This is a genomic window from Kitasatospora sp. NPDC051853 (assembly GCF_044452665.1).
Classification (GTDB): Bacteria; Actinomycetota; Actinomycetes; order Streptomycetales; family Streptomycetaceae; genus Kitasatospora.
In genome coordinates, this window is record NZ_JBITBY010000001.1 from 771278 (window position 1) to 796106 (window position 24829).

Annotated in this window: 20 protein-coding genes; 11 read left to right on the top strand and 9 right to left on the bottom strand. The window is 74.0% G+C overall.

Annotation, left to right across the window (positions count from 1 at the left end):
* The first annotated feature begins 125 nt into the window (after positions 1-125).
* Both ACIA8O_RS03360 and ACIA8O_RS03365 read left to right on the top strand, forming a co-directional pair.
* Positions 126-1085 carry a hypothetical protein gene (locus ACIA8O_RS03360; RefSeq protein ID WP_396291807.1) on the top strand — a complete coding sequence of 320 codons (960 nt, stop codon included), beginning with the start codon at positions 126-128 and terminating at the stop codon, positions 1083-1085.
* A 345-nt stretch (positions 1086-1430) separates the two neighbouring features.
* Positions 1431-2111, top strand: coding sequence for a response regulator transcription factor (locus ACIA8O_RS03365; protein ID WP_396292111.1), 681 nt, complete (start codon positions 1431-1433; stop codon positions 2109-2111).
* Positions 2112-2205: 94 nt separating this feature from the next.
* On the opposite strand, the gene ACIA8O_RS03370 is transcribed toward ACIA8O_RS03365, so the two are convergent.
* The 5 genes from ACIA8O_RS03370 to ACIA8O_RS03390 all read right to left on the bottom strand — a co-directional run bounded on the left by ACIA8O_RS03370 (position 2206) and on the right by ACIA8O_RS03390 (position 8755).
* Positions 2206-2919 carry a TetR/AcrR family transcriptional regulator gene (locus ACIA8O_RS03370; protein WP_396291808.1) on the bottom strand — a complete coding sequence of 238 codons (714 nt, stop codon included), beginning with the start codon at positions 2917-2919 and terminating at the stop codon, positions 2206-2208.
* Positions 2920-2928: 9 nt separating this feature from the next.
* Positions 2929-4482, bottom strand: a complete 1554-nt coding sequence (locus tag ACIA8O_RS03375) for an APC family permease (protein WP_396291809.1) — start codon at positions 4480-4482, stop codon at positions 2929-2931.
* Positions 4483-4608: 126 nt separating this feature from the next.
* The gene (locus tag ACIA8O_RS03380) at positions 4609-5370 is read right to left on the bottom strand and encodes a hypothetical protein (RefSeq protein WP_396291810.1); all 762 of its coding nucleotides are present in this window, start codon (positions 5368-5370) and stop codon (positions 4609-4611) included.
* Between the two features lie 258 nt (positions 5371-5628).
* Positions 5629-7392, bottom strand: a complete 1764-nt coding sequence (locus ACIA8O_RS03385; RefSeq protein ID WP_396291811.1) for a SpoIIE family protein phosphatase — start codon at positions 7390-7392, stop codon at positions 5629-5631.
* 139 nt (positions 7393-7531) lie between these two features.
* Positions 7532-8755 (bottom strand): glycosyltransferase, encoded by a 1224-nt coding sequence (locus tag ACIA8O_RS03390; RefSeq protein WP_396291812.1) that lies wholly within the window; start codon positions 8753-8755, stop codon positions 7532-7534.
* Positions 8756-8994: 239 nt separating this feature from the next.
* On the opposite strand from ACIA8O_RS03390, the gene ACIA8O_RS03395 reads away from it, so the two are divergent.
* The 5 genes from ACIA8O_RS03395 (at position 8995) to ACIA8O_RS03415 (ending at position 15566) form a co-directional block, all read left to right on the top strand.
* Positions 8995-11604: an ATP-dependent Clp protease ATP-binding subunit gene (locus ACIA8O_RS03395; RefSeq protein ID WP_396291813.1), complete on the top strand. Its 2610-nt coding sequence runs from the start codon at positions 8995-8997 to the stop codon at positions 11602-11604.
* Between the two features lie 88 nt (positions 11605-11692).
* Positions 11693-12214 (top strand): hypothetical protein, encoded by a 522-nt coding sequence (locus ACIA8O_RS03400; RefSeq protein WP_396291814.1) that lies wholly within the window; start codon positions 11693-11695, stop codon positions 12212-12214.
* 161 nt (positions 12215-12375) lie between these two features.
* Positions 12376-13560, top strand: a complete 1185-nt coding sequence (locus tag ACIA8O_RS03405) for an 8-amino-7-oxononanoate synthase (protein WP_396291815.1) — start codon at positions 12376-12378, stop codon at positions 13558-13560.
* A gap of 167 nt (positions 13561-13727) precedes the next feature.
* A complete protein-coding gene (locus ACIA8O_RS03410) occupies positions 13728-14351 on the top strand; it encodes a hypothetical protein (protein ID WP_396291816.1) in 624 nt (207 codons plus the stop codon).
* Positions 14352-14600: 249 nt separating this feature from the next.
* A complete protein-coding gene (locus tag ACIA8O_RS03415; RefSeq protein ID WP_396291817.1) occupies positions 14601-15566 on the top strand; it encodes a hypothetical protein in 966 nt (321 codons plus the stop codon).
* A gap of 14 nt (positions 15567-15580) precedes the next feature.
* Here the strand turns inward: ACIA8O_RS03415 and ACIA8O_RS03420 are convergent, their stop codons facing one another.
* Entirely contained in the window at positions 15581-16249 is a 669-nt protein-coding gene (locus ACIA8O_RS03420; RefSeq protein ID WP_396291818.1) for a hypothetical protein, read from the bottom strand.
* 132 nt (positions 16250-16381) lie between these two features.
* On the opposite strand from ACIA8O_RS03420, the gene ACIA8O_RS03425 reads away from it, so the two are divergent.
* On the top strand, positions 16382-17170 hold the full coding sequence (locus ACIA8O_RS03425) for an aminotransferase class IV (RefSeq protein ID WP_396291819.1): 789 nt from the start codon (positions 16382-16384) through the stop codon (positions 17168-17170).
* Between the two features lie 19 nt (positions 17171-17189).
* Here ACIA8O_RS03425 and ACIA8O_RS03430 read toward each other — a convergent pair whose 3' ends face one another.
* Positions 17190-18212: a hypothetical protein gene (locus ACIA8O_RS03430; RefSeq protein ID WP_396291820.1), complete on the bottom strand. Its 1023-nt coding sequence runs from the start codon at positions 18210-18212 to the stop codon at positions 17190-17192.
* A gap of 387 nt (positions 18213-18599) precedes the next feature.
* Between ACIA8O_RS03430 and ACIA8O_RS03435 the strand changes: the two genes are divergently transcribed.
* Together ACIA8O_RS03435 and ACIA8O_RS03440 are read left to right on the top strand one after the other, a co-directional pair.
* A complete protein-coding gene (locus ACIA8O_RS03435) occupies positions 18600-18896 on the top strand; it encodes a trypco2 family protein (protein WP_396291821.1) in 297 nt (98 codons plus the stop codon).
* A gap of 54 nt (positions 18897-18950) precedes the next feature.
* Positions 18951-22133, top strand: a complete 3183-nt coding sequence (locus ACIA8O_RS03440; protein WP_396291822.1) for a tetratricopeptide repeat protein — start codon at positions 18951-18953, stop codon at positions 22131-22133.
* On the opposite strand, the gene ACIA8O_RS03445 is transcribed toward ACIA8O_RS03440, so the two are convergent.
* Positions 22124-22762, bottom strand: a complete 639-nt coding sequence (locus ACIA8O_RS03445; protein WP_396291823.1) for a GNAT family N-acetyltransferase — start codon at positions 22760-22762, stop codon at positions 22124-22126. The genes ACIA8O_RS03440 and ACIA8O_RS03445 overlap by 10 nt on opposite strands.
* 20 nt (positions 22763-22782) lie before the next feature.
* Positions 22783-23226: an ATP-binding protein gene (locus tag ACIA8O_RS03450; RefSeq protein WP_396291824.1), complete on the bottom strand. Its 444-nt coding sequence runs from the start codon at positions 23224-23226 to the stop codon at positions 22783-22785.
* Positions 23227-23463: 237 nt separating this feature from the next.
* On the opposite strand from ACIA8O_RS03450, the gene ACIA8O_RS03455 reads away from it, so the two are divergent.
* Positions 23464-24828 carry a hypothetical protein gene (locus ACIA8O_RS03455; protein ID WP_396291825.1) on the top strand — a complete coding sequence of 455 codons (1365 nt, stop codon included), beginning with the start codon at positions 23464-23466 and terminating at the stop codon, positions 24826-24828.
* Position 24829: the final 1 nt, after the last annotated feature.

Genomic DNA, 24829 nt, shown 5'->3' on the forward strand with positions numbered 1-24829 from the left:
CCCGGATCCTGAAGGGGTCCCCAAGGGTTCTTGAGCGATCCCCAACAGGGCTGCCGTCGCGGGCCGGCCCCTCCTAGCGTTGCCGCCGTCACCCCGAACACGGCACACCGCAGCAGGAGACCCCCATGACCCCGGGACCGCGCACCCGTACCCTGATCCGCCTCGGCAACGCCGCCCGGGCCCGGCGGATGGAGGCCGAGCACGGCGCCGTCACCCGGGCTGCGGCCGAGCTCGGATTCCCGGCCGAGCACGCCGAGTACACCGGCGAGGAGGAGTCGTTCGCCCTCTGGGCCCTGCCCCGGGCCGGGCTGGTGGCCTACGTCTATCCACCCGAACACGCCTGGCAGGCACAGCCGTTGATGGCCGACGCGCACCGGGTCGGCGCCTACGGCCTGGACGTCCTGCTGCCCCGCTCGGACCGGGCGGTGGCGGCCGGCGGACGGTTCGTCACCTTCTGGGAGCGGCCCCGGGGCCGGCGGGTGGAGGGCGACGCCTCGGCCGCCGCCTACGCCGCCGCGGCCCTGCACCTGCTCCCGCCGCTGCGGCCCTCGGCGGCCGGTGACCACGACCCGTTCGAGGGGATGCTGGACGGGCTGGAGCAGGCCCCGCTGCGGCCGGGCGACGCGGACTGGATCCGCCGGCGGGCGGTGCGGCTGGCCGACCTGTGGTGCGGCCTGGCGTGGCCGAGCCCGCCCACCACGATCCTGGCGGGGCATCAGCCCGCGACCTGTTACCGCCACCTGGGGACCCGTCAGCTGGTGCTCACCAGGCCGCTGGTGCGCGGGCAGCGCGAGTGGGACGTGGCGGCCGCGCGCTGGCGCTCGGACCTGGTGCAGGGGTACCAGGGAGGCTACCGGGAGTTCGTGGCGGCCTATGCGCAGTTCTGCCCGGCCCCCTCTGCCGGAGCCGATCCGGCGGACTGGGAGGGCTACCCCGTCCTGCGGGAGGTCCTCGCGCTCGGCGACACCATGCGCGAGGTCCGCCGGACCGACCTCGGCGGCAGGCACCAGCGCGAGGTGCTGCACCGGCTGGCCTGCCTGCGCGGCGAGGCGGGGCCCGCACCCTGGCGCTGGTCCGCCGGCTGACGGGACCGGCCGCGAGGCCGTCACGGAAGGTAGCCGGACCGGCCGGGCGGCCCGCCCGCGTCCAGTGCCGATGCGGCGTGGACTCCGCTGTGGAATATCCCGTTTGGCAGTTTTGGCCGCCCGGGCGACAGTATGCTGATCAACCCGAGATGCCCTCATGTATCACTGAGGGTGATCTCGCGCTGTCCCCCGGCGCCCGCCCGCCCGCTCGACCGCCGTCGGAGCCGGGGCACCCTCCCCGACCCACGAGAAGGTCCGAGCATGACCGACCCCTCCCCATGGCAGCCGGCCGCTCCGGCGGCCTTGGCACCGGCAGCCCTGGCTCCGTACCCCAACGCCCCCACCGTGCTGGTCGTCGAGGACGACCCGCGCGTGCGCTCCGTGCTGATCCGTCACCTCACCTCGGCCGGGCACCCCGTGCGCAGCGTGGGCACCGCGCTCGGCGCGCTGCGCGAGGTCGCCGCGGCCGGCTGCGACATCGTGGTGCTCGACCTCGGCCTCCCCGACCTGGACGGCGCCGACGCGCTGAAGATGATCCGCAGCCTCACCGACGTGCCGGTCATCATCTCCACCGCCCGGGACGACGAGAACGAGATCGTCCGGCTGCTCAACGACGGTGCCGACGACTACCTGGTCAAGCCGTTCTCCGGCAGCCACCTGAGCGCGCGGATAGCCGCCGTGCTGCGCCGCTTCGCCGCCGCCGCGCCCGTCGCCTCGGAGGTCCTGCGGGTCGGCGGCCTGGCGGTCGACACCCGGCGCCGGGAGGCCGCGCTGGACGGGGTGCCGCTCGACCTGACGCGCCGTGAGTTCGACCTGCTCGCCTACCTCGCGGCCCGGCCCGGCACCGTCGTGACGCGCCGGCAGATCCTCGCGGGGGTGTGGCAGGACAGCTACGGCAGCGTCCAGACCATCGACGTCCACCTCTCCTGGCTGCGCCGCAAGCTCGGCGAGACCCCCACCCACCCCCGTTACCTCTACACCGTGCGCGGTGTCGGCTTCCGGCTGGAGGCTCCGGTCACGCGCTGATCCCCGCTGGTCCCCCTGGGTCGTCACCGGGAGGCGGCGGGTCTCTTCGGACATTTTTGAACCACTGGTGACAGCAGTGGTTCGAAAACGGCCGTCACCGCTCCCGGGCGGCCCGGAGGGCGCGCAGCTCCACCGCGTCCAGGAGCAGTTCGAGCACCGTCTCGAACTGGTCCTCGGCGTCGATCGCGGCCAGGTGCCCGGCCACCGCGGCCAGGTGCGGGTACCGGACGGGGGAGACGGCGAGGTACTCCCGCTGCCAGGCCATCCGGTCGCCCCTGCGCGCCTCGTCGTCGAGGACGGTGACCGAGGCCTCGTAGGAGGAGACGGCCAGCACCGTGTCGGCCAGCACCCGGTAGTAGCGCGCGGCGTCGAGCTCGCCGAAGCCCGCCTGCCGCAGCGCGCCGATCACGGTGTCCGCGCCGCGGAACTCGGCGGCCCGGCGCGAGACCCGGGTGGCGACCAGCACGGCGACGGCCGGGTGGGCCAGACAGGCGGTGCGCACCCGGCGGGCCAGCGCGGTGAGGGTGTCCCGCCAGTCCTCCCGCGGCACGAAGCCGGCCAGCGCCTCCTCGATCAGCTGCTCGGCCAGCCCGAGCACGATCTCGTCCTTGCCGGTGAAGTGGCGCAGCACGGCGGTGTGGTTGGAGCCCAGCTCGGTGCCCAGGCGGCGCAGGGTGAGGGCGTCGGGGCCCTCGCGTTCGACCAGCGCGCGGGCGGTCTCCAGGATCAGCGCGGGGGTGAGCGGACTGGTGGGCGGCCGACCGCGCCTCGGCCTGTTCGCCGGCATGGTCGTCCCGGGGTCCGTCATGCGGGCATCCTAGTCCTCGACCACCAGGGACGGGGTGTCGTGCCGCAGGGTCTCGCCGCGGAAGAAGGCCGGGGCGTGGTGGCGCCAGAGCAGCATCAGCACCACCCCGAGCCCCAGCAGCCCGAAGCCGATCAGGAAGACGGTGCCGATGCCGAAGAGGGAGGTCCCGGCGCCGTAGGACGGGTCCCAGGTGTCGACGGCGGTCTTCGCGAAGACGGCGGTGAGCAGCACGGCGCCGAGCAGCGGGAAGACGCCCTTGAAGAGGAACGAGTGGACGGAGGAGGTGAGTTCGCGCCGGAAGTACCAGACGCAGGCGTAGGCGGTGAGGCCGTAGTAGAAGCAGATCATCATGCCGAGGGTGAAGATGGTGTCCACCAGCACGCTGTCGCTGATCAGCGTCATCGTGGAGTAGAAGACGGCGGTGCCGATCCCGGCCACCAGGGTGGCGGTGGAGGGGCTGGCGTGCCGCGGGTGGATGTGGGCGAGCCGGGCCGGGATGGCCCGGTAGGTGCCCATGGCCAGCATGGTGCGGGCCGGCGGCAGGAAGGTGGTCTGCAGGCTGGAGGCCGAACTCGCCAGCACCGCCACGTAGATGAGGATGGAGAGCGAGCCGAGCACCGGTTCGGCCAGGGCGGCGAAGACGTTGTCCTCGGTGGCCGGGTTGCCCAGCCCGTAGGACTCGGTGCCGACCCCGGCGAAGCGCTGGGTGGCGACGGCGGTGACCAGGTAGCTGGTGAGGATCACCACCATGGTGAGCAGTGCGGCCCGGCCGGGGGTGGCGGCGGAGCCGGCGGTCTCCTCGTTGACGGTCAGGGAGGTGTCCCAGCCCCAGTAGATGAAGAGGGAGAGGGAGAGCCCGGCGGTGAAGGCGGCGAAGGACTGCACCGCGAACGGGTCCAGCCACTGCCAGCTGAACTCGATGGCCAGCGGTGAGCGCCCCTGCCCGGCCTTGACGAAGGCGAACAGCGAGAAGACCGCCAGCACCGCCAACTGCAGCCCCACCAGGACGTACTGGACCTCCTTGGTGAGGGTGACGCCCCGGTAGGCGATGGCGGTGGCCAGGCCGACGAAGGCCAGGCAGGTGAGTACGTTGACGCCGCGGTTGTCCGCCAGGTCGGCCAGGCCCGGGTTCTCGAAGACCTGGGCCAGCATCAGGTAGAAGAAGGAGACCGCCACCCCGGCCAGGTTGGAGAGCACGATGATGGTGGCCACCACCAGGCCCCAGCCGCACATCCAGCCCAGGTACGGGCCGAAGGCCTTGGCGGTCCAGGTGAAGGAGGTCCCGCAGTCCGGCATCACCCGGTTCAACTCCCGGTAGGCGTACGCCACCAGGAGCATCGGCAGGAACCCGGCCAGGAAGACGGCCGGCATCTGGAGCCCGACCTGGGCGACGGTCGGCCCGAGGGTGGCGGTGAGCGCGTACACCGGGGCGACCGAGGAGACGCTCAGCACCACGCTGGCCACCAGGCCGACCGCCCCCGACTTGAGCCCCTTCTCCTGGAGGTCCGGCTCCGGCTGGTGGTGCTCCGGCTGGTGGTGGTGCCCGTCCGTGCTGTGCGTCAAGATTCCTCCCGAAGAGGCATCCTGACCGGCCGTCACGCACCAGGGGCGTGACCCGGCCGCCCGCGCGCCGCCGAACCACCCGTCCGGCTCACCGGCCGGTCACGGCCGGCGGCCGCGAAGCGGACGCTAGCCCGCGGGGGTGAAGGTCTGCTTCGGGGAGTACTTCCAGCCGGCGTGCGACCAGGTGCCCAGGCGCAGTTCGAGCTGCTGGCCGGCCGGGACGGTGCCCGTGATCGTGATCTCCCGGGTGGACGAGCCGCCCTGGGAGGCCTCGGTCTCCTCGGAGTCCCGCCACTTCTCGTCGGTGGCGCCGTACTGGAGCCACACCGTGGAACGTCCCGTCATGTTGCTCCGGGCGATCAGGCTGCCGCTCACCGTGTAGTCGCGGCCGCCGTCCCCGCCCCAGACCAGACGGCCGGAGAAGAGCAGCACCGCGCTGGTGGCACCCTGGTCCGTCCGCTGGTCGACGTGGAAGGAGAGTGGTTCACCGGTGGGCGGAGCGTAGGGGCCTTCCATGACCCGGTCGGCGCGGACCAGCACCAGCACCACGTCGCTCGCCGGGGCGTCGGCGGCCATCCACCCGCTGTCCACCACGGCCTGCCATTCCGACGTCGCCTTGAAGTCCCGCAGGGCCTGGAGGTTGTCGCCCGATCCGAAGAACTCGTCCATCTCCGCCAGGCGTCGGCGCACCCACTCCCGGGCCTGGTCGTCGAGGTGCTCGTCGCCGGGTATGCCCTCCAGGCCCGCCCAGTCGTAGCGGGAGCCGGCGTCGTTGATGAGGGAGCGCATCCGCTCGGCCTCGTACGGCAGGTGGAGGGCCCTGGCCAGTCGGTCACGGGTCTCCGAATCCGGCCCGGCCGTCGACTCGGTCGAGGGGTTGGTGGTCACGCGGAACACTCCTGTTCATCCGATGATCGGGGCGCCGCATCGCTACCCAGGCCCCGGACCGCCAAACGCCGCTCCGGTGGAGTGCGCCGACTCCCGGCTCCGGTCGGTGAGCGGGCCGGGGACGGTGACCGGGAAGCGGCCGAGCAGGGTGAGGCGGCAGGCGTCGTTCTCGCTCCACGACACCGCCCGCCTCTCGGACCGGGCGTGGCACGGCCTGCGCGGGCACTACGGGGACGGTGGGCCTCGGCCGGCCCGGTGTCAGGCGGTGCGGACGGCGAGCAGGGAGACGTCGTCGCCGACCCGGGCGCCGACCAGGAGGGCGACGGCGGTGTCGAGGACGGACTCCAGGGGGCCGGCCGGGGCGAAGTCCAGGGCGGCGAGGGCGGCCAGGCCCTGGTCGATGTCCTCGTCGCGGCGCTCCACCAGGCCGTCGGTGTAGAGGAGGAGGACGGAGCCGGGCCGCAGCCGCAGGGTGCGGCTGCGGTGCGGGCGGGGGCCGGCGCCCAGGGGCGGGCCGACGGGGAGGTCGATCAGGCGGGGCGGGCCGTCCGGCGGGATCAGCAGCGGGGGGAGGTGGCCGGCCGTGGCGAGGGCGGCGGTGCGGGTGGCGGGGGAGTAGGCGACGGTCAGGCAGGTGGCGACCCGTTCCTGCCCGAGGGCCTGGACGGTGCGCTCGGCGGCGTCCAGGATCGCCTCCGGCGGCAGGCCCTGGAGGGCGAGGGTGCGGATGACGGAGCGGTACTCGGCCATGGTGGCGGCCGCGTCCAGGCCGTGGCCCATCACGTCGCCGACGGTCAGCAGGGTGGAGCCGTCGGGGAGCGCGAGGCTGTCGTACCAGTCGCCGCCGATCTCGGCCGCCGCCCCGGCGGGCAGGTAGCGCCGGGCGCACTCCACACCGGGGCCGGGCACGGTGGGGTCGGAGAGCAGGGCGCGCTGGAGCAGGACGGCGCTGCGCCGCTCGTGGGAGTAACGCTGGGCGTTGTCGATGGAGTTGGCGGCGCGCAGCGCCAACTCGCCCGCCAGGTCGGCCTCCTGGGCGGTGAACGGCGGGGAGCCGGTGGTCCGGACCAGCGAGACCACGCCGATCACGTCGTGACGGGCCGTCAGGGGGACGTGGCAGGCGGAGTGCAGGCCGAGCTCGCGGTGCAGCGCGATCCGCTCGGGCGGCAGGCCGTGCAGCCCGGCGCCGTCCGCGCCGAGCAGGTCGGAGACGACCGGGCGCTGCTCGTCCAGGCAGCGGGTGAGGTCCGAGCCCGGCCTCGGGACGACGGGTGAGCCGGGGGCGCCGATCCGGTGCGAGGCCCCGGCCAGGCCGGGGACGGCGGAGAGGGCCAGACGGCGGAGTTGGAGGGCCTGGTGCGGGTGGATGGGGGAGTGGTGGTGCTCGAAGTCGAGCACGTCCACCACGGCCAGGTCGGCCAGCCGGGGGACCAGCAGTTCGGTCAGCTCCTGGCAGGTCTGCCGGACGTCCAGGGTGGTGCCGATCCGGGTGGCGGCCTCGTCGAAGAGGGTCAGCCGGGTGGAGGCGAGGGCCAGGGCCTCGCGGATGCGGCGGTCCTCGGTGATCTCCAGGACCAGGCCGACCACCCCGAGCGGGCTGCCGGAGTCGTTCTCCAGGCGGTGGAAGGCGTTGTGCCAGAAGCGGGCCAGGCCCGAGCCGTCCGGGGTGGTGATGCCCTCGACCAGGTGGACCACCGGCCGCCCGGTCTCCAGGACGGAGCGCAGTGCGGCCTCGGTGTGCTCGACGTTGATGCCCGGGATCACGTCGGCCAGGCCCTTGCCGAGGTGGTCGCCGGCCGGGGCGCCGTTCATGGCGGCCAGGGCGCCGTTGACGTAGCGGTAGCGCAGCTCGGTGTCGAGGACCGCGATGCCGACCGAGGTCCCGTCGGCCACCGCCCGCATCACCGCGTGGTCGGCCACCAGGCGGGGCAGGGCGGCCGCCCCGGGGGAGTCCGGCGACAGCCGCCCGAGGTGGAGGAGCAGCGCCCTGGCCTGCTCCTCGCTCAGTATGTCCAGCGACACCCGGCCCTCCTCGTGGCTGGAGGCAGTGCTCGGATCGTCGCACGGAGGGGCGGGGCGGGCGACAGAAGTGGCGCGTGGTGTCGGACACCCGTCGTCACCGCCGCCGCCCGCCCCGGTCAGCACCGGCTGCCCGCCCCGGTCAGGACCGGCTACCCGCCAGGTCCAGCAGCAGGCGGGCGCCCGTGGCCGCGCCCCCGGTGTGCAGGGTGGCGGACAGCTCGCCGGCCCGGGCGGTGGTCTCCGGGGCGAGGGCCTCCTCGAGCGCGGCCGAGAGCGAATCGAGGGTGGGCACCGGCCCGTCGTGCGCCACGCCGATGCCGAGCTCGGCGACCCGGCGGGCCCAGTACGGCTGGTCGGCCAGCTGGGGCACCAGCACCTGGGGCGCGCCGGCCCGGGCGGCGGTGGTCGTGGTGCCGGCCCCGCCGTGGTGCACCACGGCGGCCACCCGGCGGAACAGCTCCTGCTGGTTGACCTCGTCCAGCACGTGGACGTCGGCGGCGTCCTCGGCGGCCAGCCCGGCCCAGCCCCGGGAGAGCAGCACCCGGCGGCCCTGGGCCCGGACGGCGGCCACCGCGTCGCGGGCCACCGCCTCGGCGTCCCGCACCGGCATGGAGCCGAAGCCGACGAAGACCGGCGCCTCACCCGCCGTCAGGAACTCCTCCAGCCCGGCCGGGAGCGTCCGGGTGTCGGGCCGGACGAAGGCGCCGGTCTGGACGACGTCGAGCCCGTCGGCGGGCAGCCAGGGGGCGAGCACCGCGTCCGCGGCCAGCAGCGGACGGTCCGTCAGCACGTGGCCGCGCAGGTCCGCGACGGCGGGCAGGCCGAGCGACTCGCGGTGCGCGTTGACGGCGCCGCCGAAGAGCTCGTCCAGCACCTCGGCGTTGCGGGCCCAGAGCACCTCGTTGTCGCTCTCCCCCGCGGGGAGCGGGTGGCCGGGCCAGGCCAGCGGCGGGTGGTGCGGGGAGGGCAGGTAGCTCGGGAAGTAGGAGACGAAGACGTACGGCAGCCCGAGCTCCTCGGCCGCGGTGCGGGCGGCGGCCGCCGCCGGGACCAGCCCGGTGGCCACCACCAGGTCGCAGCCCTCGGCGGCCGGCCGGACCTGACCGTACGTCTGCTCGATCAGCAGCGCGGCCCGCTCCCGCATGGTCATCGGCGGGGCCTGGCCGGACATCGCCTCGGCGGCCAGCTCGCGCAGCGAGCGGCCGATCGGCACCAGCGGCAGGCCGCTCTCCGCCATCAGCCCGGTGAAGTCGGGCGGCGCGCAGACCACCACCTCGGCGCCGCGCTCGCGCAGCGCCAGGCCGAGGCCCGCCATCGGCTCCACGTCGCCGCGTGATCCGTAGGCCAGCAGTAGGACGCGCATGTCTGTTCCCCCGGGAGATTTCGGTGATCATTCGGTGGTCAACGGTCAGGACGGTGATTCTGCGCTGCCAAGGGGGGCTTGCCGCAAGCCCCCTGACGCACTATAAGTTGATCATGGCGGGGAGTGCGGCGCCCTTCTTGCCCGGATGGCGCAGCAGCACAGGGAGTACGGCCCGGACCGGTGGTCGGATGGGGAGCAGTCACGCCATCTGACGGGGGGTCTAGGAGGCCGTACCGGTTATGTCCATGCCCCCCTTCGGTTCCTTCGGCGCCGGCGACGGTGCCGACCCGTTCTCCGACCTGCTGAACCGCTTCTTCGGGATGTCCCCCTCCTCCTCGCCCCCGGCGGTCCAGCGGGTGCCGATCGGCAAGCTGCTCTCCGACTCGGCCCGCGAACTGATCGGCCGGGCCCAGGCCCGGGCCGAGGAGGACGGCAGCGAGGACCTCGACACCGGGCACCTGCTCTGGGCCTGCACGCTGGTCGAACCGGCCCGCGGCCTGCTGGTGCAGGCCGGGGTGGACCCGGACCGGCTGGGCGAGGAGATCGCCAAGGTGATGCCGGGCGTCTCCGGCACCCCCTCCGCCGAGCCCCGGCTCACCCCCGCCGCCAAGCGGGTGCTGCGCTCCGCGCACGCCCGCTCGCAGGCCTCCGGCGGCTCGTACATCGGCCCCGAGCACATCCTCGGCGCGCTGCTGGACGACCCGGACTCGGGCGCGGCCAAGCTGCTCACCTCCGGCGGCAGCGACCTCAAGCGGCTGCGCACCGACACCGAGCGGGCCGCCGCGGCGGAGGGCGTCCCGGCCGGCGCGCCGAGCACCACCCCGACCCTGGACGAGTACGGCCGCGACCTCACCGCCGACGCCCGGGCCGGGAAGCTCGACCCGGTGGTGGGCCGGGCCGAGGAGATCGAGCAGACGGTCGAGATCCTCTCCCGCCGCTCCAAGAACAACCCGGTGCTGATCGGCGAGCCGGGCGTCGGCAAGACCGCCATCGTGGAGGGCCTGGCCCAGCGGATCGTGGCCGGCGAGGTGCCCGCGACGCTGGAGGGCCGCCGGGTGGTCTCGCTGGACCTCTCCGGCATGGTGGCCGGCGCCAAGTACCGCGGCGAGTTCGAGGAGCGGCTCAAGGGGGTGATCGACGAGGTCCAGCAGTCCTCGGACCAACTGGTGCTGTTCATCGACGAGTTGCACACCGTGGTGGGCGCCGGGGCGGGCGGTGAGGGCGCCATGGACGCGGGCAACATGCTCAAGCCCGCGCTGGCCCGCGGCGAACTGCACGTCATCGGCGCCACCACCATCGACGAGTACCGCAAGCACGTCGAGAAGGACGCCGCGCTGGAGCGCCGCTTCCAGCCGGTGCTGGTGCCCGAGCCCAGTGTGGCGGAGACCGTCCAGATCCTGGAGGGCCTGCGCGACGCGTACGAGGAGCACCACCAGGTCCGGTTCTCCGACGACGCGTTGGTGGCCGCCGCCGAACTCTCCGACCGCTACGTCAGCGACCGCTTCCTGCCCGACAAGGCGATCGACCTGCTCGACCAGGCCGGCGCCCGGGTACGGCTGAAGTCGCTCGGCAAGTCCACCCCGGCGATCGGCCTGGAGGACCGGATCGCCAAGCTGCGCCGGGAGAAGGACCAGGCGGTCTCGGCCGAGGAGTTCGACCGCGCGGGGGAGTTGAAGAAGCAGATCGCCGAGGCCGAGTCCGAGCTGGCCGGGATCGCCGAGCGCCGCGAGGGCGTGATGGCGGTGACGGTGGACGACATCGCCGAGGTGCTCTCGCGCCGGACCGGCATCCCGGTCGCCCAGATGACCGAGAGCGAGAAGGACCGGCTGCTCAAGCTGGAGGACGCCCTGCACAGCCGGGTGATCGGCCAGGACGAGGCGGTGGTCGCCATCTCCGAGGCGGTGCGGCGCAGCCGGGCCGGGATGGGTGACCCGGACCGGCCGGTCGGCTCCTTCCTCTTCCTCGGCCCGACCGGCGTCGGCAAGACCGAACTCGCCAAGGCACTGGCCGAGTTGCTCTTCGGTGACGAGGACCGGCTGATCCGCTTCGACATGAGCGAGTTCCAGGAGAAGCACACCGTCTCCCGGCTGGTCGGCGCCCCGCCCGGGTACGTCGGCTACGAGGAGGCCGGGCAGCTCACCGAGAAGGTCCGCCGCAAGCCCTACAGCGTGCTGCTCTTCGACGAGGTGGAGAAGGCCCACCCCGACGTCTTCAACACCCTGCTCCAGGTGCTCGACGACGGCCGCCTCACCGACGGCCAGGGCCGCACCGTCGACTTCCGCAACACCGTGGTCATCCTCACCAGCAACATCGGCGCCCAGCGCATCCTGGCGGCCCAGGGCGACACCGCCGCCATCCGGGACGCGCTGATGGGCGACCTCCAGGCGCACTTCCCGCCCGAGTTCCTCAACCGGATCGACGACACCGTCATCTTCGACGCGCTCACCGCCGACGACCTCTCGGAGATCGTCGACCTGCTGCTCAAGGGCAGCGAACGGCGGGTCCGCGCCCAGGGCATGGAGCTGGAGGTGACCGAGGCCGCGCGCAAGCTGCTGGTCGCCCACGGCCACCAGCCCGCCTTCGGCGCCCGGCCGCTGCGCCGCACCATCCAGAGCGAGCTCGACAACAAGGTCGCCTCGCTCCTGCTCGGCGGCGAACTCCGGCCCGGGGACACCATCGTGGCGGACGCGGACCCCGGCCGGGACGAGCTGACGGTCTCCATCGGCCGTCCGAAGTCCACCCAGGAGGTCGAGGCGGAGGAACGGGCGGCCGCCGACCGGCCCCCGGCGACCGAGGAGGACGCGGCCGCCGCCTTCGGCGAGGGGACCGACGTCAAACCGGTGGTCTGAGCCACTGTCAGGCAGTGCCGTGGTCCCTGCCGGAACCGAAGGGGGCAGGGACCACGGCACGGATGGACACGACGGCCAGGGCCGCGTGGTGGGAGGGCCGGCCGGCATCCGCGCGGAGATCGACGGCCACGTGCTGCAGGATTCCCGGTTCGGCGCGGTACGGCTGGTCCTGGACCTCGGGATCGCCACCGACGGCCTCGGCATCGGCGACGCCGGGCAGATCGTGGGTGACCGCTACGCGTACCACCGGGACCGCATCGCCCGCGGGCCGGAGAGCCCCCTCGACCTGGAGTCGCCGGCCCGCAAGGTGGCCGGCTGCGAAGGACGCGTGCCGGCCATCGAGGCGGTCCGGGACGGGGACACCGTCCACGACTGGTTCGTCATCCGGCCGGCCCTGACCGAGCAGCCCGCGGAGGAGCGCAGCCCGGGCCACGTCCACTGGTCCGTGGCCAAGCGCCACCTGGGCGAGGGGGTGGACCTCGGCGGCCGGCCGGCTACGGCGGTGGCCGCCGGGCGGGCCGGACGGGCGCCGGCCGATCACCTCGGGGGCCCGTTCCACTTCGCCGGCCCGGACGGGCCCGACGACGAGGCGCCGCGCAGGCGGCCCTGACGGGCCCTCAGCAGGGTGGCCGGGCGCTCGGCCGGGGCGTGAACTGAGCCACACGCGCCGCCCGGCGTGAGGCTTCGTCCGCAGGTCAGACGGGGTGCGGCGGTGGCGGCCCGGCCGGGCGGGCGTTGTCGTGGGGCCGGGCGGGTGACAGAGTGCGGGCCATGGTCCACTCCGCCCGGCCCGCCGCCACCAGCGCCGCCACCAGCGCCCCCGCCACCGTCTTCGACTGGCTCGACGAGGCGGCCGAGCTGCGCGCCGCCGCCGGGCTGACCAGGACCCTGCGCAGCCGCCCCGCCGAGGACCCGGTCCTCGACCTGGCGAGCAACGACTACCTCGGCCTGGTCCACCACCCCGCCGTCACCCGGGCCGCCGCCGACGCCGCGCTGCGCTGGGGCGGCGGCTCCACCGGCTCCCGGCTGGTCACCGGCACCACCGCGCTCCACACCGAGCTGGAGGAGGAGCTCGCCGACTTCTGCGGGGCCGAGGCCGCGCTGGTCTTCTCCTCCGGGTACGCCGCCAACCTGGCCGCGCTCACCGCGCTCACCGACCCGGACACCCTGATCGTCTCCGACGCCAACAACCACGCCTCGCTGATCGACGGCTGCCGCCTCTCCCGCAGCGACGTGCACCGCGCCCCGCACGACGACCCGGCCGCGGTGGCCGCCGCGCTCGCCGCCCGCAGCCACCGCCGCGCCCTGGTGGTCAGCGACTCGGTCTTCTCGGTGGACGGCAACGCCGCCCGGACCGGCGAACTCTCCGCCGCCGCCCGCGCCCACGGCGCCGCGCTGCTGATCGACGACGCGCACGGCCTCGGGGTGCTCGGCCCCGGCGGCAGCGGCGCACTGGCCGCCGCCGGGCTGGCCGGCGCGCCCGACACCGTGGCCACCGTGACGCTCTCCAAGTCGCTGGCCTCCCAGGGCGGCGCCGTGCTCGGCCCCCGACGGGTGATCAGGCACCTGACCGAGACCGCCCGCACCTTCATCTTCGACACCGGCCTGGCCCCGGCCGCGGTCGGCGCCGCGCTGGGCGCGCTGCGCCTGCTGCGGGCGGAGCCGGAGCGCGCCGAGCGGGCCCGCGAGGTGGCCCGGCAGCTCTCCGCCCGGCTGACCGCCCTCGGGCTGGACGCCAGCATGCCGGACGCCGCCGTGGTCTCCGTCCGGGCCCCCGGGCCCGAGGCGGCCGTGCGCTGGGCGGCCGACTGCCGCACCGCCGGACTGGCCGTCGGCTGCTTCCGCCCGCCGTCCGTGCCGGACGGCATCTCGCGCCTGCGGCTCACCGCCCGGGGCGACTTGACGGACGCTCAGATCGCCGAGGCGGTCGCCGTGATCCGCCGGACCGCGCCCTGACGGGGTTCCGGGCGGGTCGCACCTGAACCGTTCGTGTGCTCCCGGGTGGTGCCGGCGGAGGGGACGCCTCCTCGATTGGTCCAGACCTATTGACGGGGTCGGCAGGAAAGCGGAACCCTGACCTGACACTGCCGCTGTCTGCCGGACCCCCACCCGGGAGCACCCCCATGCCTCAGTCCGACCCTGCCGTGCCCGCGCACGGCGGTGAGCTCAGCCATGCCCCCGTACCGGCCCCCGCGTCGGTCGCCGCACCGGCCGCCGCCGAAGCCCCCGCCTCCGGCGCCGCCGTCCGCCACGGTCTGCTCTGCCTCGGGCTGGCCGCGTTCTGGGCCGCCAGCGCCTGGACGGCCGCCCACGTCCGGGCCGCCCCGCCGCTGCACACCGCAGCCCTGCTGGTCCACCTGGTCTCCCTGGTGGCCGGCTTCGGTGCCGTCCTGGCCGTCGACTACGTCGGCACCCTCTGGCTGCTGGGCCGCCGCACCCTGTGCCAAGTCCTCGACCTGGCGGCCCCGTTGCACGTCCCGATCTGGGGCGGCCTGGCCGGGCTCACCCTCAGCGGCGTCCTGCTGGAGCCCCACCTCGACTCCGGTCTCACCCAACTCAAGCTGGTGCTGGTCCTGTTGATCGCCCTCAACGGCGTCCAGGCCGGCGCCCTCCAGCGCCGCCTGGAGCGCTACGGCGAGCAACGGCCGCCCCGGCCGCTGCTGCTGCGCGGCGGCCTCTCCGCCCTGGTCTCCCAACTCGGCTGGTGGGGAGCGCTGTTGATCGGCTTCTACAACGCCCAGCGCTGAGCCGCGGCGGTCGGCCCGCCGGGTGGACGGTGCGGCGTCCACCCCGGGGCCCGCTGCCCGCCGGACAGGACCGAACCGGTGTCCGCCGTGCGGGGGACATGCGGCACCGGGAGCCCGGTGTGGCGGGCCGTCAGGCCCCGGACGGCCGCCGGGCCGACGGGCGGGGACGGGACGGGCGTGCTCTGCTGTGGGCAAGGCCGGGCCCGTGGACGTCGCCGGCGCCCGGCGTGTCCCCCGCAAGGAGTCCCCGTGTACCGCTCCACCCGCTTCGCCGGAGCCGGCGCCCTCGGTGCCGCAGCCCTCGCGCTGACGCTGCTCGCGCCCACCCCGGCCGTGGCCGTCGCCCCGCCGCTCTCCGATCCGTACGTCGCCGCCCACTTCGACTTCGCCACCGGGCAGTTGCCGGAGAACGTGGCACTGGAGCCCGACGGCAGTGCGGACCTGACCCTGCTGCGCAGTCTCCAGGTGGCCAGGGTGAGCCGCGAGGGCAAGGTCGAGATCCTGGCCACCCTTCCGGCTGAGGAGAAGCCCGCCACGCCGCTCTTCGGCTACGCCGCGCTCACCGGCATCGTCCGGGCCGACGACGGCACCCTCTACGTCAACTACGTCACCGGCACCAAGCTCACCGGCATCTGGCGGATCCGCCCCGGCGGTGCGCCGGAGCAGATCGCCGCCCTGCCGCCGGACGGCATCCCCAACGGCCTGACGCTCGACCAGGAGCACGGCATGCTCTACGCCGCCGACTCGGTGATGGGCGTGGTCTGGCGGGTCCCGGTCGAGGGCGGCGTGCCGCTGGCCTGGGCGATCCACCCCGACCTGCGGCCCAATGGCTTCATCGGGGCCAACGGGGCCCGCTTCCACGACGGCGCCGTCTGGGTCTCCAACACCGACTGCGGCACCGTGCTGCGCATCGCGGTCGGCTCGGACCCGGACGCCAGCCCCGGGCCGGTCGAGATTCGCCACGAGGGCCTCGACGGCATCGACGACTTCAACTTCACCGGCCACCAGGACGACCTGCTCGCCGCCCGCAACGTGGCCGGCGAACTCGTCCACGTCACCACCGGCGGCACCCGCACGGTGGTGCTCACCAAGCAGGACGGGCTCTCCAACCCGACCTCGGTCGCGGTCTGCGGCGAGGACGTGTACGTCACCAGCGGCGCCTTCTTCGAGCAGCCGCCGGACCCGAACCTGCTGCGGGCCGCGATCCACTCCTGAACCGGGCCGCCCCCTCACCCCGTCCGCTCGGCGGCCGGACGGCCGTCCCACCGCCAGCGGACGGGGCGCTGATGCCCCGGCAGGTCCGCGCGCCCCGTGCACCAGAGCAGCGTCCGCCACGGGTCCTCCCCGGCCGGGGCCTCCGGGAACAGCCGCGCCACCGTCCGCGCGCACAGCTCGGCCGGAGGCTCCCAGGCCAGCCCGAGCCCCTCCGCCAGGTCGTGGGTGTGCACCAGCGTCTCGACCACGCCCATCGCGGCGAAGCCCTCCGGGTCGGAGATCCCGAAGCCGTGGTGCGCCCGCACCTCCGGTGCCGAGACCCGCACCAGTGCGACGAGGAAGGCACCGGCCGCCTCCAGGACCTGGAGCAGCCCCTCCGGCCCGGCCGAACGGTCCGCATGGATCGCGTTGGCCGGGCCGCCCTCGCGCCGGGCCGCCCAGACGAACGGCACCTCCCCGGTCAACGGGGGCCTGCGCGGCCCGAGTTGGGCGGCGTAGGCGAAGAGGTCGTCGGCCAGGTGCTCCACCGTCTCCCAACAGGTCCAGGTGAGGGAGCCGGCCGTGCCGTCCCAGTCGGTGGCGGCCGGGGCCTGCCGGAGCGTGGCGAGGGCGAGCTGGACGGCCCGGTCGAGGTCGTCGGCGGTCACGGGCTGCGCCGGGCTGGTCATGGTGTGGCTGGTCATGCCGGGACGCTATCCCGTCCGGGCCCGGTCGCTGACGGAATTTCACCGCGAGGTGTGCCGCGTGGCCCCGGGGCGGGCGGCGGTCGAGGGGGGATGATCTTCTCCGTGCGTGGACGTGGCAGCATGGCGCGGGTGCGGAACATCGAGATCAACGGCCGGCCCGCGGAGGTCGCGGACGTGTACCGGGTGGCGACCTGGAACTACGGGCACTTCACCTCGATGCAGGTGCGCGGCGGGCGGGTGCGCGGCCTCGACCTGCACCTGGAGCGGCTCGAAGCGGGCACCCGGGAGTTCTTCGGCGCGGAGGCCGAGCACGACGAGGACCGCATCCGGGGGCTGGTGCGGCACGCGCTGGGCGGCGAACGCGACGCCTCGGTGCAGGTGACCGTCGTCCCGCAGGTCGGCGTCCCGCAGGTACCGGACCTCATGGTGGCGGTCGCCGACCCGGTCACCGAGGAACCGCGGCCGCCGCTGCGGGTCCGCACGGCGACCTACGAACGCGACCTGCCGCACCTGAAGCACCTCGCCACCATGGGCCTGACCCACCAGGCCCTGCGGGCGAGGGCGGCCGGGTACGACGACGTCCTGTTCCTCGGCCGGGACGGCCGCCTGCGCGAGGGGTCGGTGTGGAACCTCGCCCTCTGGGACGGCAGCCGGGTGCTCTGGCCGGACGGGGAGGCCCTGCCCGGCATCACCATGCTGCTCCTGCGCCGCGGCCTCACCCGGCTCGGACTGCCCTGGGCCGTCCTCCCGCTCACCCCGGCCGACCTCCCGCCGCTGCGCGCGGCGGTCGCCACCAACTCGCACTGCCCCGCCCAACCCCTGGCGAGCATCGACGGACTGACCCTGCCCGGCGACGGCTCGGAGCTCGTCGAGGTCCTCACCGCCGCCTGGGCCACCGTGCCCTGGGACGCCCTCTGAGCCGGTGCCGGGCGCGGCACTAGCCGGCCGTGCCCAGCGCCGCCGCCTGGTTGAGGAAGGCCCCGCGCAGGTCGGGCAGCAGGAGCCGGCGGCCGGTGAAGGCGTCCTGGTAGGCGTACCACCAGAAGTAGCCGCCGACGTAGTAGTCGAGGCCGGGGTCGAGGTTGTAGGCCCAGTTCATCACGGTCCTGGCCTTGGCCAGGGTGGAGGGGCGGACCTTGGCCGGGAGGCCGACCTCGCCGAAGCCGATGAGGGCGTTCGGGTAGAGGGCGTGCAGCTGCTCCACCTCGGCGCGGACGGTGGCGGCCGACGGGTAGGTCGTCGGCGAGCACTGGGTGGGGTAGTACGACAGCCACACGTACTCCAGGCCGGCCCGCATCGCCTCCGGCACGTACTGCTGCGAGAACTGCACCGGCGTCAGCTCGTCCGGCCCGTCGCCGCAGTGGTCCGGTGCGTAGCTGTTCTCGTAGAGGGTGAGCGCGGTCTGCCCGCCCGCGGCCTCGACGACGTCGAAGGCGGCCCGGATCTTCTGCGCCACCGAGCCGTACGGGCCTGTCCAGTCGCCGTTGACCTCGTTGCCGATCTCCCACACGTCGACGCTGCCGCCCAGGGCGTCGACGTAGGCCCGGGCGCGCTGTTGGTAGGCCGTGACGCTGGTGCCCCGCAGGTGGTCGGAGTCCAGGAGCTCGCCCATCACGTGACTGACCGTCCTGAGCCGCTCCACCGGGGCCCGGTAGTGGTCCGGGGCGACGCGGTCGTCGAAGACGACCCGGGTGGTGGGCCGGTGCGGGAGGGTCGCCTCGGCGGCGACCACCTGCTCGATGTCCTCGACGTCGTCGATGGTGACGCCGAACACCGGGGAGGGGAGGACGTGGTGCGCGGTCGTGGCCCTCGCCGGGCCGGCGGCCAGGGCCGCGGTCGCGGCGAGGGCGGTGGCCAGCAGGCCGTGGACGATCGGACGCATCGGGTGCTCCTCGGTGGGCTCGGTGACCTGCCAGGACGCCCGGACATCGCGGACCAGGCCGTACCACGGAGTGCACACGGCACTACCTCCCACGGCAAGCCGTGGACCCCGTCCGAGGGGTCACGGGCAGTCACGGTCGCGCCGCTGGCTCAGGCCTGACGGGGGATCAGGAGCGCCTCGGAGTATCCCGGCGATCTCGGCCCAGGCAGCACCGCGGAGGTCACCAGTCTCCAACATCGCCCCCAATTGGGTCTGCGGGCCGCTCGACACCAGGCAGCTGAAGGCTTCGTCGTCGGTCCGGTCGTACAGCGGCCGCAGGTCCATCGTCATCCGCGCGGGTCCGGGTTTTTCGAATGGCCCGACTCGGGTGGGGTTCGTGCGATTTACTCCGGGATAGGGACGCGCGGGCACGGGCGTCGGACAATCAGGAGGGAGTCGGGCATGGGAAGTTCGGACGAGGAGTGGATGGACCTAGCAGACGCGGTCACGCTGCTCCGGGACCAGATCGCTGAGGCCCAGCGCAGGATCACCGACCCGGCGGGGTCCGGGGACCAGGGGGTGCTATTCATGATGGGTGAGATCACCCTGAACCTGGGGCTGGAGCTGACCGGTACCAAGGGCGTCAACGGCGGCCTGCGGTGGAGCGTGATCAGCCTCGGGGGCAAGAGGGAGGACAGCCGCAAGGCCACCCACAGCGTGACCGTGAAGCTGACCCCGCACCAGCCCGGTGGTGGGGACATTGACGTGAGCGACACCGAGTAGCGGGGCCGCGCGGGCGGGTCGATGAGTGGGGTCGGCAAGAGGCAGGGGGGTTTGATGGAGTTCGACCGCCGGGTGCAGATCCGGGTGAGGCAAGCCGGTACGGCGGCGAGGGGGTTCCTGATTGCACCGCGCTTGGTTCTGACGGCCGACCACGTCCTGGACGGGATGGACCCGAGCGGCGGGCCCGGGACGGTGACGGTCCGTCTGCCGGACAGCTCCGAGCGGCAGTTCCCCGCGACGGTGCGGTGGCGGCGGCTGGACGGCACCGTGGACGCCGCGCTCCTCGAGGTGGACGAGGACGCCGACTGGCACGTCCCCGCCTCCCTGAGCGACCTGCTGATCCGTCCGCCGCAGCGATACGGCCACCTCATCGGCACCCGCCCGCACCCGGTCGCGCTCACCGGCTTCCCCCGCCTCCAGAAGGACCCGGAGGACGGCCGCCGTCTGGACGAGCAGGTGACCGGCCACATCGTCCCCGGCACCGGTGAACTGGCGGGCCGCTACGAGGTCTCCAGCACCACCCCCGCGCCAGTCGGCCCGCCAGCCAAGGTCGGCAGCCGGTGGTCGGGCATCTCCGGAGCCGCCGTCCTCGCCGAGGACGGCCACGGCCAGGACCTGCTGTGCGGCGTCGTCCGGCGTGACCGGCGGGCCGAGGACGGCACCCGCCTGACCGCGACCCCGATCAGTGCGCTGCTGGCCGATGAGGCCTTCCACGCGCTGATCACCGAGCACACCGGCTGGACCCCGATCCTCGAACCGGCCGAACCGGTCCGCTTGCTGAGCCCCGCCACGGCCGACCGCGACCTCGAATCGCCCGCCGCACTGCTCCGCGCGGACGCCGAGGCCGTCACCTTCCACGGCCGCGACAACGAACTCGCCGACCTGCGTACCTGGTGCGACGAGGGCCCCGCCAGCATCGCAATCAGAATCCTCACCGGACCAGGCGGCCAGGGCAAGACCCGCCTGGCCCGCCGACTCACCGACACCCTTGGCCGCCAGGGGTGGGCCGCTGGCCACCTGCGCCCCGACCTCACCGATCACGACACCGCGCCGGACTTGGCGTCGCTCGCTACCCAGCTGCCGCTGCTCTTGGTCGTCGACTACGCCGAGACCCGCCCTCGCCTGCTGCGCCAGGTGGTCGGGTACCTGTACCGCTCCCGACACCGTGTCAGGCTGTTGCTGCTCGCGCGGTCGGACGGCGAGTGGCGTACGGACGCCCTGAGCGCCGCGCCGCCGGTGCGGCGGCTGCTCGTCACGGCGCCGGTAGTGCCGCTAGCCCCGTTGATCCCGCACGGCCGACCCGTCCGGGACCGGGAGAAGGCGTTCCGGCAGGCGACGAAGGACCTGGCGCGACTACTGCCGAGGGTCCCGTCGGTGCTGGCTCATGGCTGGGATGCTCTGGCAGGGACGGTCATGCCCCCCGAGGACCTGGGGCACTCCCGCTACGACAACGCCCTCACCCTGCAGCTGACCGCGTTGGTCGCCCTCCTCCAGGGTGGCCCCCGCCCCGTGCTTGCGGCTACCAGCACCCCGGCGGAAGAGGTCCTGCTGGAGCACGAGGAGCGCTTCTGGACAGACAGCGCCGACGCACCAGCCTTCCGACTCGCCCTGCCCACTCCGATCTTGGCTGGTGCTGTCGCGGTAGCCGCCCTGTGCGGGGCCTCCACCGCCGCCGACGCCACCAGTGTCCTCGCCACCCTTCCGGGCCTGCCCGCTGACAGGATTGAACGCACCGTCAGCTGGCTTGCCACGCTCTATCCCGCGGATCCGGACCGTTTCTGGGGCTCGCTCCAACCGGACCGCATTGCCGAGTACCACGCTTCCCGCGTCCTCGCCCGCAATGGAGTCACCCTGCCAGCGCTCCTCACCGCGGCCGACCCCGGCCAGCAGGCCCAGACCGTCACGGTCCTGGCCCGTGCCGCCACCGCCCACTACGACTCGGGGCGGGCTGCCGAGAGCGAGGCCGTTCTGGCCACCCTCGACACGGCTCTCGACACTGCTCCCAGGCTGTCCGACGAGGCGGCGGTGGTCATCGGCGCGGCCCTGCCGCATCCGTCGCGCATCATTGCGCCCCTGGCGATCCGCCTCGGATTCGCCTTGTCCCAGACAAGCCGTCAGTTGGCCGAGGAGGATCCGGCCGGGCACGGACCTGACCTCGCTCTCGTGCTGTCGAACCTCGGTGTCCGGTTGGGGGAGGTGGGGCGGCGCGGTGAGGCGTTGGCGGTCTCAGAGGAGGCGGTGCAGATCTACCGTCGGCTGACGCGTGAGGCCCCGGCCGTGTACGAGCCCGAACTCGCCCGCTCGCTTTCGAACCTGGGCGCCCGGTTGGGGGAGGTGGGGCGCCGCGGTGAGGCGTTGGCGGTCTCGGAGCAGGCCGTGGAGATCCGGAGTCGGTTGGTCGTCCGAGATCCGGTCGAGCACGAGTCCGAGCTCGCGGCCACGCTGTCCAACCTCGGTGTGTGGTTGGCGGAGGTGGGCCGGAACATGGACGCCCTGGCAGTCACGGAGCGGGCGGTGGAGTCGTATCGCCGACTGGCGCGGCGGGACGCGATCGCGCACGAGCCGCACCTCGCGGTCGCGCTCTCCAACCTGGGTGTCCGGTTGGGGGAGGTGGGGCGGCGCGGCGAGGCGTTGGCGGTCTCGGAGGAGGCGGTGGAGATCCGCCGTCGGTTGGCGTGGGTGAGCCCGTCTGTCCACGAGCCCGAGCTCGCGGCCTCGCTGTCCAACCTCGGCAACCACCTGGGCGAGCTGGAGAAGCATGCAGAGGCCTTGGAAGCCGAGCTGCAGGCGGTGGAGATTCGAATTCGGCTGGTGGCGGAGTCTCCCGTCACGCACGAGCCCGACCTCGCTCGCTCGTTGTCCAATCTCGCCGTCCGATACGCGCAGCTGGGAGCGACCGGTGAGGCCCTGACGGTCGTGGGCCAGGCAGTGGAGATCTATCACCGGTTGGTCGCGGACAACCCGCCCGCGTTCGAGCCAAGTCTGGCCAAAGCCAAGTCGATCCGGGGCGTTCTGTTGGCGGTAGCGGGTGACGAGTCCGGCGCGCTGGAAGCGGTGACCGAGGCGGAGGGACTGTTCCGGTCCCACCTTGAGGAGATGCCCTCGCTCGTCCCCCAGTTCATTCATCTGCTGACGTTGCAGGCCAGAATGCTCGACGTCGCAGGCCGCGCGGAGGAGGCGGCCGCCGTCCGGCGGTGGCTGGCTGAGAATCCGTTGCCGTCGTCAGCTCAGGGCTGACGGGGGATCAGGAGGGCCTCGGAGCCCATCGGGCGGAAGCCCGCCGCCTGGAAGGTGCGGACGCTGAGGACGTTGCCCGGGGCCTGCTGGGCCCAGACGTGGTCGCCTTCGGGGAGGAGGTGCCGGGCGCTGACCGCCAGCGCCCGGCCGAGGCCCCGGCCGCGGGAGTCGGGGGAGACCTCGACCGCGCACTCCCAGCGGCCGGCCACGCCGCGGCCGAGGACGAGGACGCCGCCGGGGGCGGTCCAGACCCGGACGTCCTCGCGGTAGGCGAGGGCGCGGAGGACGCGGGGGTGCTCCCGGTCGGTGACCGGGGTGAGGGGGAGCGGCGGGTCGCCGGGGAGGCGGGAGCCGGCCGAGAGGAGGTCGATGGTGTCCATCCGGCGGCCGGTGCGGTCGGCGAAGGCGGCCAGGAAGTGCGGGTTCATCGGGGCGGCGAAGACGTCGGCGGGGGCGGCGGCCACGGCGGCGCGGACCCAGTCCGGGTCCTGGTCGGTGAAGACCACGGCGTGGGCACTGAAGGCGATCACCCCGGCGTCGCGGGTGTTCGGCTGCGGAAGGACCGTCACCGAGCCGTCCCCGGGCGGGAAGTGGCCGGCCGCGGCGGCGTCCAAGATCTTCTTCAGCATGACCGCACTCTAGACGCGGCCTACGAGACGCCGGAGGGCACCCCCTCGGCCGGGGCGCCGCGGACCGAACCGTGCAGCACCACCGCCCAGACCGTCTTGGAGCCGCCGCGTGCGACCACGCCCCAGTCGGCGGCCAGCGCCTCCACCAGCCGCATGCCCTGGCCGTGGTCACGGACCCCGGCCGGGCGGACCACCGGGCCGCGTTCGGCCCGGCCGTCGCTGATCTCCAGCCGGCAGGAGCCGCCGAGGCGGTCGAGCTCCAGCCGGACGGGGATGCCGGAGCGGTGGCCGGGGGCGTGCAGCAGCACGTTGGTCACCAGCTCCGAGCAGATCGTCACCACGTCGTCGGCCCGGTCCGGCGTCCAGCCGTGCTCGGTGAGCACCTGACGCACCCAGCCGCGCGCCGCCCGCGCGGCCTGCGCCTGGGCCGGGAACTCCGTCTCCCACACCTGAAGTGTCGTCATCACCGGTATCGCTCCAGTCGGTCGGGAGCGCCCGGCTCCTGTGCTGACCCAGGGTGGCGGGCGGAGCCGTCCGGCGCGAGGGCACGGGGAGGGCATAGCGAGGGCACGCACGGGGCGGGTTCGGCGAGGAGTCGCTCGTCCGGGGGACGGGCGGGCCGGGTGAGCTGCGGACTCCTCTACCGTGATCACTGTTCACGGACGGAGCAGCGCAGGGCTTGGGGACACCGAGGGGGCACCATGGGGCGACGACCGCCGGGCAACGAGTTGCTCTACGCGGCCAGGATCTCCAAGGGCTGGTTCTCCCAGGAGGCCGCCGCCGCGGGGATCAGCACGGCCGGGCAGCGGGTGCTGGCCAGCCGGGGGTTCCAGGTGAACGTGCGGACCTACCGGCGCTGGGAGGCGCCGGCCCCGCCCTGGCCCCGGCCGGACCACGCCTCGGCCCTGCGGGCCGCGTTCGACCGGGGGCCGGAGGCGCTCGGCTTCGTGGCCCGGGGCGGGCCGGCGGTACTGGCACCGGTGGTCACCATCGGGGGAGCCGGGACCGGCGCCGTGGACAGCTACGGCACCGACGACTTCGACACGGAAGACCAGCACGGACCAGTGAACCGCCGTCAGGCTCTCAGAACGGTAGGAACGGCCGCCCTCGGCGGCCTGCCCTGGCTCGACGCGTCCCCGGTGGCCGCGCAGGGCGGGGCCCGGATCGGCAGGGACGAGATCGAGGAGCTGCGGGCCACCGCGCTCGACCTCGACGCCATCGACCAGCGCTTCGGCGGCGACCTGCTCTGGCGCTCGGCCCGCGCCCAGCTGCTGCGGGTGCACGACCTCATCGACCACGCCACCTACGGCGAGCAGGCCGGGCGCGAACTCCACGACATCGCCGGCCAGTTGACCACCTCGCTGGGCTGGTTCTGCTACGACGCGGAGCGCCAGACCGAGGCCCGGGTGTACTTCTCCGAGGCGCTCAACACCGCGGTGCTCTCCGGCAACGACCCGCTCGCCACCCGCACCCTGGCCAACATGGCCCGGCAGAGCGTCGACCTCGGCAAGCCCCGGGAAGCGGTCCGCTACGCCCGGATCGCCCAGGCCCACGCGGCCGAGTGGAGCGCGCCGCCCCGGGTGGCGGCGCTGCTGGCGATCCGGGAGGCACAGGGCTACGGGCGGCTCGGCAACGAGACCGCCTGCGCCGCCGCGATCCGCCGGGCCTGGCAGGCCTTCGGCCGGGGCACCACCGAACGGGACCCGGACTGGGTGCGCTTCCTCAACGAGGCCGAACTGGTCTGCCTGGAGGGCATGTGCCGGCTCGACCTCGGCCACTACCGGCAGGCCGTGCGGCTGCTGGAGCGCTCGGCGCAGCTCCAGCACATCGCGCACTCCCGCAACCGGGGGATGTGCCTGGCCCGGCTCTCCTACGCCGCGCTCCAGGACCGGGACGTGGACCGCACGGTGGCGGCCGCCCAGGAGTCGCTGCGGCTGATCGAGGGCGGTATGGCCTCGGCCCGCAACAAACGTCAACTGTCGCTGGTCCGTGAGAAACTGACGGCTCATCAGGCCCTGGCCGAGGTCAGGGAGACGACGGAGCGGCTGGCGGTCTACACCGCCTGAG